The sequence below is a fragment of the Salibaculum griseiflavum genome, from assembly GCF_003129565.1.
Taxonomy (GTDB): domain Bacteria; phylum Pseudomonadota; class Alphaproteobacteria; order Rhodobacterales; family Rhodobacteraceae; genus Salibaculum; species Salibaculum griseiflavum.
Genome location: NZ_QETF01000011.1, coordinates 54,981 through 70,437 on the forward strand (window position 1 = coordinate 54,981; position 15,457 = coordinate 70,437).

A 15,457-nucleotide genomic window follows, 5' to 3' on the forward strand; every position below is an offset into this window, starting at 1 on the left:
TTATTCCGCCGCCATCCGCGCAGTGGCCCGCGCCTTGGCATCCGCCGAAAGCTGGGCCATCAATTCGCTGGCCCGCGCGATCGGGTTGGTCAGGTAGAAGTCCTTGATCACGTTGCGGAAATCGGCCTTGCCCAGCGTGCCACGCTTGAGGGGCTTCCAATCGTTTTCCGGCACTTCGTCGATCGCTTCCAGATGCGGCACCTCGGCGACCAGCGCCTGCCGCAGCTGGGCCAGGGTGTCCCAGGGCTGGGTCGCGTCCAGTTCCGCGGACAGCGCCCGCAGGATCGCCCAGTTTTCCTTGGCCTCGCCCGGCGCGAACCCGGCGCGCAGCGCCAGTTGCGGGCGCCCTTCCGTGTTCACGAACAGGCCTTGTTCCTCGGTATAGGCGGCGCCGGGCAGGATCACGTCGGCGCGGTGCGCGCCACGGTCGCCATGGCTGCCCTGGTAAATCACGAAAGCGCCATCGGCGATCTCGATCTCATCCGCACCAAGGTTATAGACCACGTCGGCACCGTCGATATCGGCCATGCCGTTCGGGGCCACGGCGCCAACGTCCATCGCGCCCACGCGGCCGGCAGCGGTGTGGAGCACCAGCATCCGGCCCGATAGGCCCATCGCGGCGGCCAGCACGGCCTCGCCATCGGCTTCGTTCAGGGCGCCCTGACCGACGATGACAATCGTATCGTCGTCGACCCTGGCCGCATCCAGCGCCGCCCGATCCGTGCCAAGATGGTCATACTCATATGTCAGATCGACGCCGGCGCCGATCAGCGAGACCTGCGCCCCCGACAGCCACGCCTTGCGGATGCGGGCATTGAGAACCGGTGCTTCCTCGCGCGGGTTGGTGCCGACCAGCAGGATCGATTTCGCGGTGTCGATCTCCTCGATGGCGACATTGCCGACATAGGCAGACCGGTTCCCGGCGGGCAGTTTCGCCCCATCGGTACGGGATTCCACGACACCGCCCTGCCCTTCGATCAGTTGCTTGAGGCCGTAGGCGGCCTCGACCGGGGTCAGATCACCGACCAGACCGGCCAGTTTCGATGCGCCCTTGATCTTGTCGGCGGCCACAGCCAAGGCCTCGGGCCAGGTCGCGGCGCGCAGCTTGCCGTTTTCACGCACGTAAGGACGGTCCAGCCGTTGGCGGCGCAGGCCATCCCAGACGAAACGCGTCTTGTCGGAAATCCATTCCTCGTTCACGCCATCATGGTTGCGCGGCAGGAAGCGCATCACTTCGCGCCCCTTGGTGTCGACGCGGATATTGCTGCCCAGCGCATCCATCACGTCGATGGATTCGGTCTTGGTCAGCTCCCACGGACGGGCGGTGAAGGCGTAAGGCTTCGACACCAATGCGCCCACCGGGCACAGGTCGATGATGTTGCCCTGCAGGTTCGAATCCAGTGTCTCGCCCAGATAGGCGGTGATCTCGGCATCTTCGCCACGGCCGGTCTGGCCCATCTGGTGAATGCCGGCGACCTCGGTTGTGAAGCGCACGCAGCGGGTGCAGGAAATGCAGCGCGTCATGTGGGTTTCGACCAGCGGGCCGAGATCCAGATCGTCCACCGCGCGCTTGGGTTCGCGGAAGCGGCTGAAATCCACACCATAGGCCATGGCCTGGTCCTGCAGGTCGCATTCGCCGCCCTGGTCACAGATCGGGCAATCCAGCGGATGGTTGATCAGCAGGAATTCCATCACCCCCTCGCGGGCCTTCTTGACCATGGGCGAATTGGTTTTCACGACCGGCGGCTGACCTTCCGGCCCCGGGCGCAGATCCTTTACCTGCATCGCACAGGACGCGGCCGGTTTGGGCGGGCCACCGACAACCTCGACCAGGCACATGCGGCAATTGCCGGCAATGGACAGGCGTTCGTGGTAGCAGAAGCGCGGGATTTCGATGCCGGCCTCTTCGCAGGCCTGGATGAGCGTCATCGCTCCGGGCACCTCGATTTCCTGACCGTCGATAATGACCTTGCGCAGATCGGACATGGGCATTTCCCTGTAGCCGTTTGCGTCCCGGACAGCCGAAAGCCGACCCGGGGCGGTTGCAGGGCGTTCTAACGCGGGATGCCTTGGTATGCCAGCGCGAACCGGCCAAAAATCCGGGAAAATTCCGCGTGGATCGGGGGTATTACGTGAGTGATTTTGTCGGAAACCGCCCTAGCGCAGCAAACGTCCAATCTGGGAACCCGCCGCGATCTCGCGACGACCCACGTCGCAATAAGTTTCGGGCTGGCCTACAACGGCGCCCATATCCGCCAGTCGCGCCCGGGCGATGGCCTCCAGGCGCTCGGCCTCCTGCTTGTTGTCGATATAGGCATCGACCTCGTCCCGGCTGTAGCCGATGTCGAGCGCATGGCGTTCAAGAGACAAGAGGAATCCCAGGCCGCGCAGCATGCGTGCATGGATATCATCGCATACCTCGCTGATCTCGTAGGCGATCCCGGTGTCGATCAGACCCTCGGTAATGAACGGCACCTCGCTCAGCGGCGGTTTCGCGGCCAAAGGGGTCGCGGAGAGGGTCAGGCCAAGAGCCAGGGCGGGAATCGGGTTCATGTCGATTAGCCTCTTTCCAATCAGGACAGCTTCGGCCCGTCCGTTGCCCAAGAGGTCGCCCTTGCGCGACTGATATTCAATAGCGAGACAAGGATCCGGCCCGAAACGGCGGATTCAGGCGCAGGTCCGGGCCTTCCACATCTCGGCTTGCGGCAGGTCGGCCCACCCGAAAGCACGATCACTGGGGCCGTTCTTTTTGAGGTCATCCAGCCGGTCCAGCGCCTCGTCCAATGTCGGCCGATGCCCCTCGTCCACCCACCACATCACGAAATGCTGATCCCCCATCAACTCGAACCACTCGCGACGGCGGTCATAGAACTGCTTGTGAATCGTGCCGAAGACGAACCGTTCAAGGCTTTCCACGTCTGCCCACACGGTCAGGTTCGACACGTATTGCGGGTCGCCGTCGATCTTGGCCTCGGTATTGCCGGTGCCCGGCTCGCCCGACCCTTCCATCATCCAGACAAAGCCCGGCATCCGTTTGCCCAGGCCGTTCACCCGGTCCAGATTGTCCATGAAGTCCTTGACGCGGGGGTCATCCGTGGGGGCCAGAAGGCGGCCAACGTTCAGTTCGGCAAGGTGCATGGGCAGGTCTCCTTGGGTCCGAACCTGCCCCACGCGGCGCCAATTGAAAAGGGCGGCCAGAGGCCGCCCTGTCCCGTCGATCTACCGCGGTCTATTCCGCCGCGATGGCCTTGCCCTTTACGCGGTCTTCGATCTCGTCGCGGAAATTGCGGATCAAGCCCTGGATCGGCCAGGCCGCCGCGTCGCCCAGCGCGCAGATGGTGTGGCCTTCGACCTGCTTGGTCACGTCCCACAGCATGTCGATTTCCTCGACGCTGGCCTCGCCTTTCACCAGGCGATCCATGACCCGCATCATCCAGCCGGTGCCTTCGCGGCACGGCGTGCACTGGCCGCAGCTTTCATGCTTGTAGAATTTCGACAGCCGCCAGATCGCCTTGATCATGTCGGTCGACTTGTCCATCACGATCACAGCCGCGGTGCCCAGGCCCGAGCCCAGCTCGCCGCGCAGGTAGTCGAAATCCATGATCGCATCTTTCATGTTCTCGCCGCGCACGCAGGGCACGGAAGACCCACCGGGGATAACCGCCTTGAGGTTGTCCCAGCCGCCACGAATGCCGCCGCAATGCTTGTCGATCAGCTCTTCGAAGGAGATCGACATCGCCTCTTCGACGACGCAGGGGTTGTTCACATGACCCGAGATCGCGAACAGCTTGGTGCCCGCGTTGTTCTGGCGGCCGAAGCCCGCGAACCAGTCCGGCCCACGGCGCAGGATCGTCGGCACGACGGCAATCGATTCGACATTGTTGACGGTGGTCGGACAGCCATAGAGGCCGGCCCCCGCCGGGAAGGGCGGCTTCATCCGGGGCATGCCCTTCTTGCCTTCGAGGCTTTCAAGCAGCGCGGTTTCCTCGCCGCAGATATACGCCCCTGCCCCGTGATGGAGATAAAGGTCGAAATCCCAATCGCTGCCGGCGGCGTTCTTGCCAAGCAAGCCCGCGTCATAGGCTTCGTCGATCGCGGCCTGAAGCGCCTCGCGCTCGCGGATATATTCGCCGCGGATATAGATGTAGCAGGCATGGGCATTCATTGCGAAAGACGCGATCAGGCATCCCTCGATCAGCGTATGCGGATCATGGCGCATGATTTCGCGGTCCTTGCAGGTGCCCGGTTCGGATTCATCGGCATTGACCACAAGATAGGCGGGACGCCCATCGCTTTCCTTGGGCATGAAGGACCATTTCAACCCGGTCGGGAAACCGGCGCCGCCACGGCCGCGCAGGCCGCTCGCCTTCATCTGATCGATGATCCAGTCGCGGCCTTTCTGGATGATCCCGGCAGTGCCGTCCCAATGACCACGGGCCTGGGCACCTTTCAGTGTCCGGTCATGCATGCCGTAGATATTGGTGAAGATGCGGTCTTTGTCTGCAAGCATGGGCGGGTTCCCTATCTTGCCCCTACGCGGGGCACCGTCATTTGTCGCGGGTCTTTTGCCAGAGTTTGAACGTGACAACCAGACACCAAATGAACCCCGCCAGCGCAAAGAGCGTCAACAGCACGACATAGCGGGGGGCAAGACCCAGCGTGTCGACAATCGCAGGGGCGAATATGGACAGAAGCGCCGAGGCCACCATCACGAGTGCGACCCGGCGGCCGGTAGCGGCGATGGCGTCTCTGTCCTTATCGGCCAAGTCGGTCCTACTGACTGTCTGTCTTCTTTTCCGGGGCCGGCATCGCAGCCAGCGTCACGGAACCGGACTTACCAGAGTTCGCCTTGGGTTTGTAGACTGTTGTCGCAACCTTTTGACGCGGCGCCTCGGCTTTCTTCTCGGTCTTGGTCGCTGGCGTCACCTTGGCCGTAGACTTGGCCGGGGTGGCCGTTTTCGCGGGCTTCGCGCGCGGTGCGGCAGCGGGCTTGGACGCGGGGGCTGTCTTGGGCGCCGGTTCTTGTGCGGCGACGGGCTTGGGCGCCTTGGGCTTGCTGGCGGGCTTGGAGGCCGTGGTCTTTGGCTTGGCCGGGGCCGCCTTGGGCTTGGCCGGCGCCGCCTTGGGCTTGGCCGTGGTCGCCTTGCGGGTAACAGGCTTGGCCGGGTCGGTCGCCGATTGCCGCGCGGCGGGCTTGGGTGCCGGACGCTTGGCCTTGGGAGCCGCCTTGGCGGGTTTCGGCTTCACTTCGGTTCCGGGCATCTGCGCCGGTTCAGCCGCCGGTTCCAACGCACGGCGGCGCATGGCGACGGCGGCGGGCGCAACGGCCCATTTCACCAAGCTGCTTTGGCTGGCGAGCATGGCGGCGGCGGGGGCTGTGGATTGCAGGCCCAGGCGCAGCATCGCACCCGGCAAAGCCACCAGGGAGTCAGAGGAGAACATCGCAAACATCCTTTCAGGGCCCGTCAGGAACCCGTTTCATGATCCGCGCCGATCCTCCCCGATCGGTGCAATTCGGCCTGCCCACGTCACGCCGGGCAGGCCGATTGTTGCACTGCAGCATCCGTCTTTCAATAGACCTCGTGGCTTTTCACTTTTTCGAGGCTTCGGCGGAGCCGCCCTTGGCCAGAGCCTTTGCCTGCTTGACCCACTCATCGCGAGAGACGCGGCCCTTGAACCCTTGAAGGTTCTCATCGACCCATTCGACCTCTTTCTTGCGCCACCCGGCGATCTGGTCGAAATGAAAGACGCCCATCGAGTTGAGCAGCTTTTCCAGCTTGGGCCCAACACCCTTGATCTGCTTGAGATCGTCGGCTGCACCGTCGCGCGGCGCGCTCAGCATTTCGGGTTTTCCATCCTTGGCAGCGGGCTTGGCGGCCGGTTTCGGCTTGTCCGCTTCCATGGGCTCGGCGGGCGCCGCAGCCTTCTGCGCCGCTGGGGCGGGTTTCGGCATCGGTTCGGGTGCCGTTTCCGGGGTCGGGTCCGGGTTCGGGGGGGCGACGGTGGCCGCCGATGGTGACGCAGCCGCGCTGGTCGTGGACGGTGCCGCGTCGGACTGAGCGCCGGGGCTTGCGGTCGCTGACGCGCCGTTGCCGCCGCGCAGAAGCAGCCACCAGACGATCACGCCCACGATGACGCCGATCAGGAACGAGAGGAAGCCCCCGAAATCAATGCCGAACCTGGCAATTGCAAAAGCCACGACGCCACACAAGATCGCGATGACGATCGCGAAAGTCGATCCGATTGGTCTGTCGCTCATTAGTCTACCTTTCCCTGTCGTGACTGCCCGTCAATCGGACAGCGAGCATGGGCCGCGGGCTCATGCCCCGGCCTTGGCGACAGCTTAGGCAGACACACCCCTTTTGATAAGGGACTTCATCGGTGCGGGCCGCGATGTTGGCATTCTGGCCACGCCGGGCGCGACCCCTGCCCTATTTTTCGGCAAGCTTGCGGGCCTGGTCGACCCAATCGTCCCGCTCGATCCGGCCCTTGAACTTCAGGCGGGTATCGACCCAGGCGATCTCTTCCGGACCCCATTTGGCGATCTGGTCAAAATGCCAGAACCCCATTTCATTCAGCACGCCTTCGAGCTTGGGCCCGACGCCAGAGATCTGCTTGAGATCATCGGCCCCGGACTTGCGCGGTGCTTTCATGGTGCGCGGCTTTTTCTCGGCCACCGCATCCGCCTGCTGGCCCGCCGGTGCGGTCTTCGAGTGCGGCTTGGCGGGGGTCGCGGCCTCCGCTTCCTGCTTGGTTACGCCGGTCTTGTCGGCCTTGGCCTTGGCGGCAGGCTTGGGCGCGGACTTCTTCGCGGCGGTCTTGCGGCCCGCGCTGGCCCCCTTGCCCTGCCACGGCGTGAGCAGCGGGACTTCTGTCCCGTCGATCCGCTTGACCGTATCCCCCAGATCATTGGCCAACTGTACGGAGGCGTTGTATTGATAATGCCCGGACTCGAAATCCTTGAGCGACGTCAGCCCCTTGAGCGGCTCCGCCCCGAAGCGGCCGTTCTGCGGGCCGGGCGTGGGAACCTTGCCCGCGGCGAGATCGTCGATGATCTCGGCCAGTCGTTCGGCCGTCAGGTCTTCGTAGTAATCCTTGCCGATCTGGGCCATCGGCGCATTGGCACAAGAGCCAAGGCATTCGACTTCTTCCCAGGAAAACTTTCCATCGGCGGACAGCGCATGGGCCTTGTCGGCGATCTTCTCACGGCAAACGCCGACCAGGTCCTCGGCGCCACAGATCATGCAGGACGTGGTGCCGCAGATCTGGATATGGGCCACGCTGCCGACCGGCTGCAGCTGGAACATGAAATAGAACGACGCGACTTCGAGCGCCCGGATATGGGCCAGGTCCAGCATGTCGGCCACATATTCGATGGCCGGGCGGGACAGCCAGCCCTCTTGTTCCTGGGCACGCCACAACAGCGGAATGATCGCGCTGGCCTGGCGGCCTTCGGGATACTTGGTGATCTGGGCCTCGGCCCATTTCTGGTTGTCAGGCGTGAAAGCAAAGCTTTCGGGCTGGTCAGGATGAAGGCGGCGGAGCATTTGTACTTCGTCTTTCGTCGCTGGGCCGCCCGGTCAGGGGCAGGCCTCGTTCGTCAATTTTGCGGAACTGTCCTGTTGGAGCGTCAACGCGCCGGAGGCATAGAGCTGCGCGATCACCGCATTCACCTGTTCCGGAGCGAGGCCCGAGGCGGCCATGATCTCATCGCCGTTTTCAACGGTGACAACACAACCCGCCTCTTCGATGGCCCGGGTCATCGCCGCCACGGCTTCGGGGTCGGCCTCTTGCTGGGCAAGGGCCGGCATGGCGCACAAAAGGCCAACCGCAGTGGCGGCACGGATCATCTGTCGATCTCCCCGAACACCACGTCGAGAGAGCCGAGGATCGCGGATACGTCGGCCAGCTGGTAGCCACGGCCGATGTGATCCATCGACTGCAGATGCGGATAGCCGGGCGCGCGGATCTTGGCGCGATAGGGTTTGTTGGTCCCGTCCGAGACAAGGTAGACACCGAACTCGCCCTTGGGCGCTTCGACCGCGGCATAGACATGGCCCTCGGGCACCTTGAAGCCCTCGGTATAGAGCTTGAAGTGATGGATCAGAGCTTCCATCGAGGTCTTCATGTCAGACCGGGTCGGCGGGGTCAGCTTGCCACGCGCCAGCACATCGCCCTGGTTTTCCGGCTCACGCAGCTTGGCACAGGCCTGACGCATGATATGGGCCGACTGGCGCATCTCTTCCATGCGGCACAGGTAACGGTCATAGCAGTCGCCGTTCTTGCCCACGGGGATCTGGAAGTCGAACTCGTCGTAGCATTCGTAGGGCTGGGCGCGGCGCAGATCCCAGGCGAGGCCCGATCCACGCACCATGACACCGGAATAGGCCCAGTCGAGGATGTCTTCCTCGGTGATGATGCCGATATCCACGTTGCGCTGCTTGAAAATGCGGTTTTCCGTCAGCAGCTCGTCGATATCGTCCAGCACCTTCGGAAATTTCTCGGCCCATGCGTCGATGTCGTCGATCAGCTCGGGCGGCAGGTCCTGATGCACGCCACCGGGGCGGAAATAGGCCGCGTGCAGACGTGCACCACAGGCCCGTTCGTAGAAGATCATCAGGTCTTCGCGGGCCTCGAAGCCCCAAAGCGGCGGGGTCAGCGCGCCGACGTCGAGCGCCTGCGTGGTCACGTTCAGCAGGTGGTTCAGGATGCGGCCGATCTCACAGTAAAGCACACGGATCAGGCTGGCACGGCGCGGCACCTCGACCCCGGTCAGCTTCTCGATGGCCAGGCACCAGGCATGTTCCTGGTTCATCGTGCCGACATAGTCCAGCCGGTCGAAATAGGGCAGGTTCTGCAGGTAGGTCCGGCTTTCCATAAGCTTTTCGGTGCCACGGTGCAGCAGGCCGATATGCGGGTCTACCCGTTCGACGATCTCGCCATCCAGTTCCAGCACCATGCGCAGCACGCCGTGCGCCGCCGGGTGCTGAGGCCCGAAGTTGATGTTGAAGTTGCGGATCTTCTGTTCGCCGGTCTGGGCGTCTTCGAAGCCTTTGGTGCCGTCCATCATTTCGCGGCCTCCTCGGATTTTTCATCGCCCGGCAGGATGTAATCGGCCCCTTCCCAGGGGCTCATGAAATCGAATTGGCGGTATTCCTGCACCAGCTTCACCGGCTCGTAGACCACGCGCTTTTCGACCTCGTCATACCGCACCTCGGTATAGCCGGTCGTCGGGAAATCCTTGCGCAGGGGATGCCCGCGGAAGCCGTAATCGGTCAGGATGCGGCGCAGGTCCGGGTGGCCGGAAAACAGGATGCCGAACATGTCGAAGATCTCGCGCTCGAACCAGTTGGCCGCCGGGTAGACCTCGGTGATCGAGGCCACCATCTCGTCCTCGTGCACCGCCATGCGCAGCCGGATGCGCTGGTTCTGATACATGGACAGGAAGTGATAGATCACATCAAACCGTTTGGCCCGGCCGGGATAATCGACGGCGGTGATGTCCACCAGCGTCGAAAACTTGCAGGTCGCGTCGGTCTTGAGGAACTCGACAAAGCCCTTGAGGCTGGCCGGGGCCACGTCCACGGTCAGCTCGTCCAGGGTGATTTCCCATCCCAGCACGCTGTCGCCACGCTTCAGCTCCAGGTGGGTACCAAGGTCTTTGAGGGCTTCGGTCATGAATTGCGCCTTTAGCGGGTAATGGTGCCGGTGCGGCGGATTTTGCGGGCCAGCTGCAGGATGCCGTAAAGCAGGGCCTCTGCGGTGGGCGGGCAGCCGGGAACATAGATGTCAACGGGAACGATCCGGTCGCAGCCGCGCACGACGGAATAGCTGTAGTGATAATAGCCGCCGCCATTCGCGCAGGACCCCATCGAGATCACGTAGCGCGGCTCGGGCATCTGGTCATAGACCTTGCGCAGCGCCGGGGCCATCTTGTTGGTCAGGGTGCCGGCCACGATCATCACGTCGGACTGGCGCGGGCTGGCGCGCGGGGCAATGCCGAACCGTTCGGCGTCGTAGCGCGGCATGGAGGTGTGCATCATCTCGACCGCGCAACAGGCCAGCCCGAAGGTCATCCAGTGCAGCGACCCGGTGCGCGCCCAGTTGATCAAATCCTCGGACGAGGTGACGAGAAAGCCCTTGTCCTGCAACTCGCGGTTCAGGTCTTGCGTGGCGACATCCTTATCGAAGCCCGCGGTATTGGATCCGGTCATCACTCCCATTCGAGCGCCCCTTTCTTCCATTCATAGGCAAATCCCACGGTCAGAACCGCGAGGAACACCATCATCGACCAGAACCCGACCATGCTTATGTCCTGGAACGCCACGGCCCAGGGGAACAGGAAGGCCACCTCGAGGTCGAAAATGATGAACAGGATCGAAACAAGGTAGAAACGAACGTCGAATTTCATGCGCGCGTCGTCGAAGGCGTTGAACCCGCATTCATAGGCGCTGACCTTTTCGGGGTCCGGGTTGCGCACGGCCAGGACCACGGCGGCCAGGACCAGAACAAGGCCGATGCCGATCGCCAGGCCCAGGAAAATGATGATGGGCAGGTATTCCCTGAGAAACTCTTCCACGTGGCGGCTCCCTTAGGCGTGGGCGGAATGGCTCGTAAGGGCCAGCCCGCTGCAATTGCCCCCTCATGTATCCCCGTGGTCCAGAGGGGTCAACGCCATCGCAGGTGAAAGTTTGTGCGATGGACGCGTGATCCCCTCGGCTTGGCGCCGGTCGGACCGCCCTAGCCGGGCCCGGCCTCCTGGGCGCCGAGCAGCATCGACGCGCCCACGGCTTTCAGCAACTTGCGCCAGGCCAGTTCGATGCGCGGCTCCCAACCCGCACCGAGGGACCGGGCCAGCGCGGCAACAAGGGCGTCAGCCACGGCGTCATAATGCGCGGTTTCGACACCCTTTTCCTGGTGCAGCGCCCCCAACGTCACAAGGTCTCGATGCAGCGTTTCACGCTGCTCCAGCTGCGCCACTGCAAAGCTGAGCGTATGGGCGAGCTTGGCGACCTGTGGGCCCAGGTCATCGGCAAACAGGGCCCGCAGTTCGGCATTCTTCCGGAAAAGGATCTCGTAGAAATCGGCTGCCAAAGGGACGAGATCCATCGAGACATGTTCGAAACTGTCCCTGACAAGGCGGACATCGGAATCGGAGAGCGCGAGGACTGGCTGGTCACGAGTCATTGCGGCAGGATCGGGCGAAATCCTTGCCACCCGCTTAACCTCTCACGGCTTGGCCCAGGCCGCCGGCCTTTTCTCGAAGAAGGCCGCTATGCCCTCTGACACTTCACCGCTTTCCCAGCGCCCAACCAACGCATCGATCGAGGCCTCTATCGCCGCCGCGTCGGGGGCGCTGCCAAGCCCCAGTGCCAGTGCCTTGGCATCGGCCACAGCGCCCGGAGCGCAGGACAGGTAGGGCGCCACTTCGTCTTCCACAGCCGCATCCAGGGCCGCGTCATCGACGACGCGCGACACGATTCCCAGGCGTTCGGCCTCGACCGCGCCGAACAGGCGCGAGGACATGAAGACCTGCCGGGCCCGCCCCTCGCCCATGCGGGCAATAACGTAGGGGCCGATCGTGGCGGGGGTCAGACCCAGCCGCGTTTCCGTCAACCCGAACCGTGCCCCGTCGACCGCCACGACCGTGTCACAGACGCAAGCCATGCCGACACCGCCGCCGAAGGCATTTCCGTGGACCCGTCCGATCAGCGGCTTCGGCAAGCTGTTGAGCGCGCCCAGCATGCCGGCCAGCTTGCGCGCCGCCGTGGCGCGGGCGGCGGCGTCCGCCTCGACCTGTTGCTTCATCCACCCCAGGTCACCCCCCGCGCAGAAGGTTCTGCCCCGCGCGGCCAGCACAACCACGCGCACCGTCTCATCATTGCCCAGCGCTTCGGCGGCCAACGTGATCTCGTCGATCATCTGCGCGGACAGGGCATTGTGTTTCTCGGGCCGGTCCAGCCAGAGCGTCGCGACCCCGCGCGGGTCAGTCTCGATGACAAGGGTTTCGTAATCGCTCATACCGCCCCTTCCATTTTTCGCGCGAATGCCGCGGCCTTGTCCAGGGCCACCGGATCCAGACCTGTCTCATACCCGAGGGCCGTCAGCCGGGCCTGCACCGACCCGGTCGCCACATTGCCCGATGCGCCGGGCGCATAGGGGCACCCGCCGAGGCCCGCTATGGCGGCGTCGAACACCCGCAGGCCGCGGTCCAGGGCTGCTTCGATATTGTCCAGCGCGTGACCGCCGGTGTCGTGAAAATGGCCCGCCAGAATCTCGGCGGGGGCCTCCTGGAGAACGGTGTCGAGCATGGCGTCGATCCGATCCGGCGTGCCCTGCCCGATCGTGTCGCCCAGGGAAATCTCGTAGCAGCCCATGGCGCGCAGCGCGGCCACGACACGGGCCACCTGGCCCGGTGCCACGGGTCCGTCATAGGGGCAGTCCGTCACGCAGGACACGTAGCCGCGCACCGGCAGGCCCGCGTCTTGCGCGGCGCGGACCACGGGGGCGAAGCGGTCCAGGCTTTCGGCGATGCTGGCATTGATATTGGCCCTGGAAAACCCCTCCGAGGCCGAGCCGAACACCGCCACCTCGTCCGCCCCGGCGGCCAGCGCATCCTCCAGCCCGCGCATGTTGGGGGTCAGCGCGGCATAGCGCACGCCGGGCGCACGGGTGATCCCGGCCAGAACCCCGGCGCTGTCGGCCATCTGCGGCACCCATTTCGGGCTGACGAAACTGGCGCATTCGATGCGCCGAAACCCGCAGGCCGATAACAGGTCGACCAGTGCGATCTTTTCTGCCAACGAGACATGGCGCGGATCGTTCTGCAGCCCGTCACGTGGACCGACCTCGAAAATCTCGACGCGCTCAGCCACGCGGGTCCTCCCACGGCGGATAAAAATCACGGGCATAGAGCCGGTTGCCCTCATCCTCGGGCGGTAAGGATTTCTTGAACTCCTCGCGTTCCGTGATCCGCTGATACCACTTGGTCAGTTCGGGGTAGCCATCCAGTTTCACGAAGTGCTGCCCCATGTAGACGGCCTGCCCCACGCCGATATCGGCCGCCGAAAAACCCGACGTCAGGATGTAGTCGCGGTTCTCCACAGGGGTCGAGAGCCGCCCCTCGATCACCTCGTAGCACTTGGCCAGGCGCCGCGCTTCCAGCTTCATCACCGTGGGCGAGCGCATGCTGTCCTCGAAAATCGCGATGTGCTGCTGTGTCAAGGCGGCAGTATGCTGGGTGATCGTTTCCGCGAAGTGGATCCAGACCAGCCAGTCCATCCGGTCCAGGTCGCCGGGCGGGCGTCCCAGCCCGGCATCGGGGAAGGCCTCGCACAGGTATTCCGCGATGGCGCCGGTCTCGGTCATCACCTCGCCCTCGATCTCCAGCGCGGGCACGCGACCCAGCGGGTTGAGCGTGCGGTAAGCATCCGTGCGCAGCGTGTCGTCAAAAGGATAAAGCACCAGATCGAAGTCGACCTCCAGCTCGTACAGCAGCCAGAGCGTGCGCATCGAGCGGGTCTGGTGACAGTGATGCAGGCGGATCATGTTTCGGCCTTCTCCAGTTCGATCAGCGGGGTTCCGGCGGCGACCTGTGCCCCAGCCTGCACGCCAATGCGGGCGATGCAACCGTCGCGCGGGGCGCGCAGGACATGTTCCATCTTCATCGCCTCCAGCACGGCAAGGCGATCGCCCTCGGCCACTTGCTGCCCCTCGGCCACGGCCATTTCCCGCAACAGGCCGGGCATCGGCGCCTCGATCGTGTCGCCGAGGGCCCCGGCATAGGCGGCGCGTTCCAGCAGATCGACCAGGGTGATCTCGTGGGTGACCTCGGCAAAGACCGTCACCGCGTTGCCATGACGCACGGCCGGCCAGGCGGCCTGCCCGTCGAACCGCCAGCTGTCGCCCTGCCGGATCGCGCGCACCTGCTGGTCGGCGACGATCACGCGGGCCCTGTCCGGCCCCTCCATGATCAGGGTGCACGGCCCCGCGCTGGTCTCGATCCGGCGGTGCAACGGCGCCCAGAGCGTGAACCCCTGCCCCGGCTCGGCCAGCGTCACCACGGCCTGGGCGATCACCTGCGGGCCGGGCGCGGGGGCCTCGGTCAGGGCGTCGATGTCACGGGCGATCAAGCCGGTATCGACTTCGCCCGCCGCAAAGCCCGCGTGCAGGGCCAGCGCCTTGAGAAAGGCAAGGTTGGTGACGGTCCCCGCCACCTGTGTCCGGGACAGACCGCGCAGAAGGGCCGCAAGCGCGCTCTCGCGGTCGGCGCCATGCACCACCAGCTTGGCGATCATCGGGTCGTAATAGGGCGTGATCTCGTCGCCCGCGGCAACACCGCTATCTGCGCGGACACCGTCGGGAAAGTCCAGGTGCGCCAGCCGCCCCGTGGCGGGCAGGAAACCGGCCGGAACGTCCTCGGCATAGAGCCGCGCCTCGAAGGCGTGACCGGACAGCGCCAGGTCTTCCTGCGCCGCGGGCAGCGGTTCACCCGCGGCGACACGCAACTGCCAGTCCACCAGGTCCACGCCCGTGACCAGTTCCGTGACAGGATGCTCCACCTGCAGGCGGGTATTCATCTCCATGAACCAGAACCCGTCCGGGCGCAGCCCGCCGGCGCCATCGACGATGAATTCGACGGTGCCCGCCCCCTTGTAGCCGATCGCCTCGGCCGCGCGGACGGCGGCGGCGCCCATGGCAGTCCGCACAGCGTCGGTCATGCCCGGCGCGGGGGCCTCTTCGATGACCTTCTGGTGGCGGCGTTGCAGGGAACAATCGCGCTCGAACAGGTGCACCGCGCGTTCGCCGTCGCCGAAAACCTGCACCTCGATATGGCGCGGGGTCTCGATGTATTTCTCGATCAGCATGTCCGTATTGCCAAAGGCCGCGCCCGCCTCGGCCCGGGCGCTGGCCAGCGCCTCGTCCAGCCCGGCGGCCTCGGCGACAATCCGCATCCCCTTGCCGCCACCGCCCGCCACGGCCTTGAGCATCACCGGATAGCCCACACGCGCGGCCTCGTCGCGCAGGCGGGCATCCGACTGGTCGCTGCCATGATAGCCGGGCACGGCGGGCACGCCGGCCTTCTCCATCAGCGCCTTGGCCCGGTCCTTGAGACCCATGGCCCGGATCGCCTGCGCAGACGGGCCGACAAAAACCAGCCCGGCCTGTTCCACCGCCTCGACGAAATCGGGGTTTTCCGACAGGAACCCATAGCCGGGATGGATCGCGCCGGCCCCGGTCTCCAACGCGGCGTCGATGATGCGGTCGCCGCGAAGGTAGCTGTCCGCCGGTGCGGCGCCGCCAATCCGCACCGCGGCATCGGCCAGGCGCACATGCAGCGCGTCGCGGTCGGCATCGGAATACACTGCCACGCAGCGCAGGCCGCGTGCCTTGGCCGAGCGGATGACACGGCAGGCGATCTCGCCCCGGTTGGCGATCAGAAGCGTGTCGAACATGG

Annotated in this window: 18 protein-coding genes; all 18 read right to left on the bottom strand. The window is 64.8% G+C overall.

Features of this window, described 5'->3' with window-relative positions; translation table 11 throughout:
* Complete coding sequence (gene nuoG, locus DFK10_RS10790) at window positions 1–1,986, bottom strand: NADH-quinone oxidoreductase subunit NuoG (protein ID WP_109389040.1); 1,986 nt, start codon at window positions 1,984–1,986, stop codon at window positions 1–3.
* Window positions 1,987–2,157: 171 nt separating this feature from the next.
* Window positions 2,158–2,553: a DUF5333 domain-containing protein gene (locus tag DFK10_RS10795; protein WP_109389041.1), complete on the bottom strand. Its 396-nt coding sequence runs from the start codon at window positions 2,551–2,553 to the stop codon at window positions 2,158–2,160.
* Window positions 2,554–2,667: 114 nt separating this feature from the next.
* Window positions 2,668–3,138: a DUF3291 domain-containing protein gene (locus tag DFK10_RS10800; RefSeq protein WP_109389042.1), complete on the bottom strand. Its 471-nt coding sequence runs from the start codon at window positions 3,136–3,138 to the stop codon at window positions 2,668–2,670.
* Between the two features lie 91 nt (window positions 3,139–3,229).
* On the bottom strand, window positions 3,230–4,510 hold the full coding sequence (gene nuoF, locus DFK10_RS10805) for an NADH-quinone oxidoreductase subunit NuoF (protein ID WP_109389043.1): 1,281 nt from the start codon (window positions 4,508–4,510) through the stop codon (window positions 3,230–3,232).
* Between the two features lie 37 nt (window positions 4,511–4,547).
* A complete protein-coding gene (locus DFK10_RS10810; protein WP_109389044.1) occupies window positions 4,548–4,766 on the bottom strand; it encodes a DUF5337 family protein in 219 nt (72 codons plus the stop codon).
* Between the two features lie 7 nt (window positions 4,767–4,773).
* Window positions 4,774–5,442 carry a transcriptional regulator gene (locus DFK10_RS10815; protein ID WP_109389045.1) on the bottom strand — a complete coding sequence of 223 codons (669 nt, stop codon included), beginning with the start codon at window positions 5,440–5,442 and terminating at the stop codon, window positions 4,774–4,776.
* Between the two features lie 148 nt (window positions 5,443–5,590).
* A complete protein-coding gene (locus DFK10_RS16495; RefSeq protein ID WP_217810134.1) occupies window positions 5,591–6,259 on the bottom strand; it encodes an NADH:ubiquinone oxidoreductase in 669 nt (222 codons plus the stop codon).
* Between the two features lie 172 nt (window positions 6,260–6,431).
* Window positions 6,432–7,547: an NADH-quinone oxidoreductase subunit E gene (locus tag DFK10_RS10825; RefSeq protein ID WP_109389046.1), complete on the bottom strand. Its 1,116-nt coding sequence runs from the start codon at window positions 7,545–7,547 to the stop codon at window positions 6,432–6,434.
* Window positions 7,548–7,580: 33 nt separating this feature from the next.
* Entirely contained in the window at window positions 7,581–7,850 is a 270-nt protein-coding gene (locus DFK10_RS10830; RefSeq protein ID WP_235866825.1) for a hypothetical protein, read from the bottom strand.
* Entirely contained in the window at window positions 7,847–9,070 is a 1,224-nt protein-coding gene (locus tag DFK10_RS10835; RefSeq protein WP_109389047.1) for an NADH-quinone oxidoreductase subunit D, read from the bottom strand. The genes DFK10_RS10830 and DFK10_RS10835 overlap by 4 nt, the downstream gene beginning before the upstream one ends.
* A complete protein-coding gene (locus tag DFK10_RS10840) occupies window positions 9,067–9,678 on the bottom strand; it encodes an NADH-quinone oxidoreductase subunit C (RefSeq protein WP_109389048.1) in 612 nt (203 codons plus the stop codon). Before DFK10_RS10840 ends, DFK10_RS10835 begins: the two co-directional genes overlap by 4 nt.
* Before the next feature lie 11 nt (window positions 9,679–9,689).
* A complete protein-coding gene (locus DFK10_RS10845; protein WP_217810135.1) occupies window positions 9,690–10,214 on the bottom strand; it encodes a NuoB/complex I 20 kDa subunit family protein in 525 nt (174 codons plus the stop codon).
* Window positions 10,214–10,579, bottom strand: coding sequence for an NADH-quinone oxidoreductase subunit A (locus DFK10_RS10850; protein ID WP_109389050.1), 366 nt, complete (start codon window positions 10,577–10,579; stop codon window positions 10,214–10,216). Before DFK10_RS10850 ends, DFK10_RS10845 begins: the two co-directional genes overlap by 1 nt.
* A 161-nt stretch (window positions 10,580–10,740) precedes the next feature.
* Entirely contained in the window at window positions 10,741–11,187 is a 447-nt protein-coding gene (locus DFK10_RS10855; protein WP_109389051.1) for a globin domain-containing protein, read from the bottom strand.
* A 42-nt stretch (window positions 11,188–11,229) separates the two neighbouring features.
* Entirely contained in the window at window positions 11,230–12,021 is a 792-nt protein-coding gene (locus DFK10_RS10860) for a crotonase/enoyl-CoA hydratase family protein (protein WP_109389052.1), read from the bottom strand.
* Window positions 12,018–12,875 carry a hydroxymethylglutaryl-CoA lyase gene (locus tag DFK10_RS10865; RefSeq protein ID WP_109389053.1) on the bottom strand — a complete coding sequence of 286 codons (858 nt, stop codon included), beginning with the start codon at window positions 12,873–12,875 and terminating at the stop codon, window positions 12,018–12,020. Before DFK10_RS10865 ends, DFK10_RS10860 begins: the two co-directional genes overlap by 4 nt.
* The gene (locus DFK10_RS10870) at window positions 12,868–13,548 is read right to left on the bottom strand and encodes a glutathione S-transferase family protein (protein ID WP_109389054.1); all 681 of its coding nucleotides are present in this window, start codon (window positions 13,546–13,548) and stop codon (window positions 12,868–12,870) included. The genes DFK10_RS10865 and DFK10_RS10870 overlap by 8 nt, the downstream gene beginning before the upstream one ends.
* Window positions 13,545–15,455: an acetyl/propionyl/methylcrotonyl-CoA carboxylase subunit alpha gene (locus DFK10_RS10875; protein WP_109389055.1), complete on the bottom strand. Its 1,911-nt coding sequence runs from the start codon at window positions 15,453–15,455 to the stop codon at window positions 13,545–13,547. The genes DFK10_RS10870 and DFK10_RS10875 overlap by 4 nt, the downstream gene beginning before the upstream one ends.
* Window positions 15,456–15,457 lie beyond the last annotated feature (2 nt).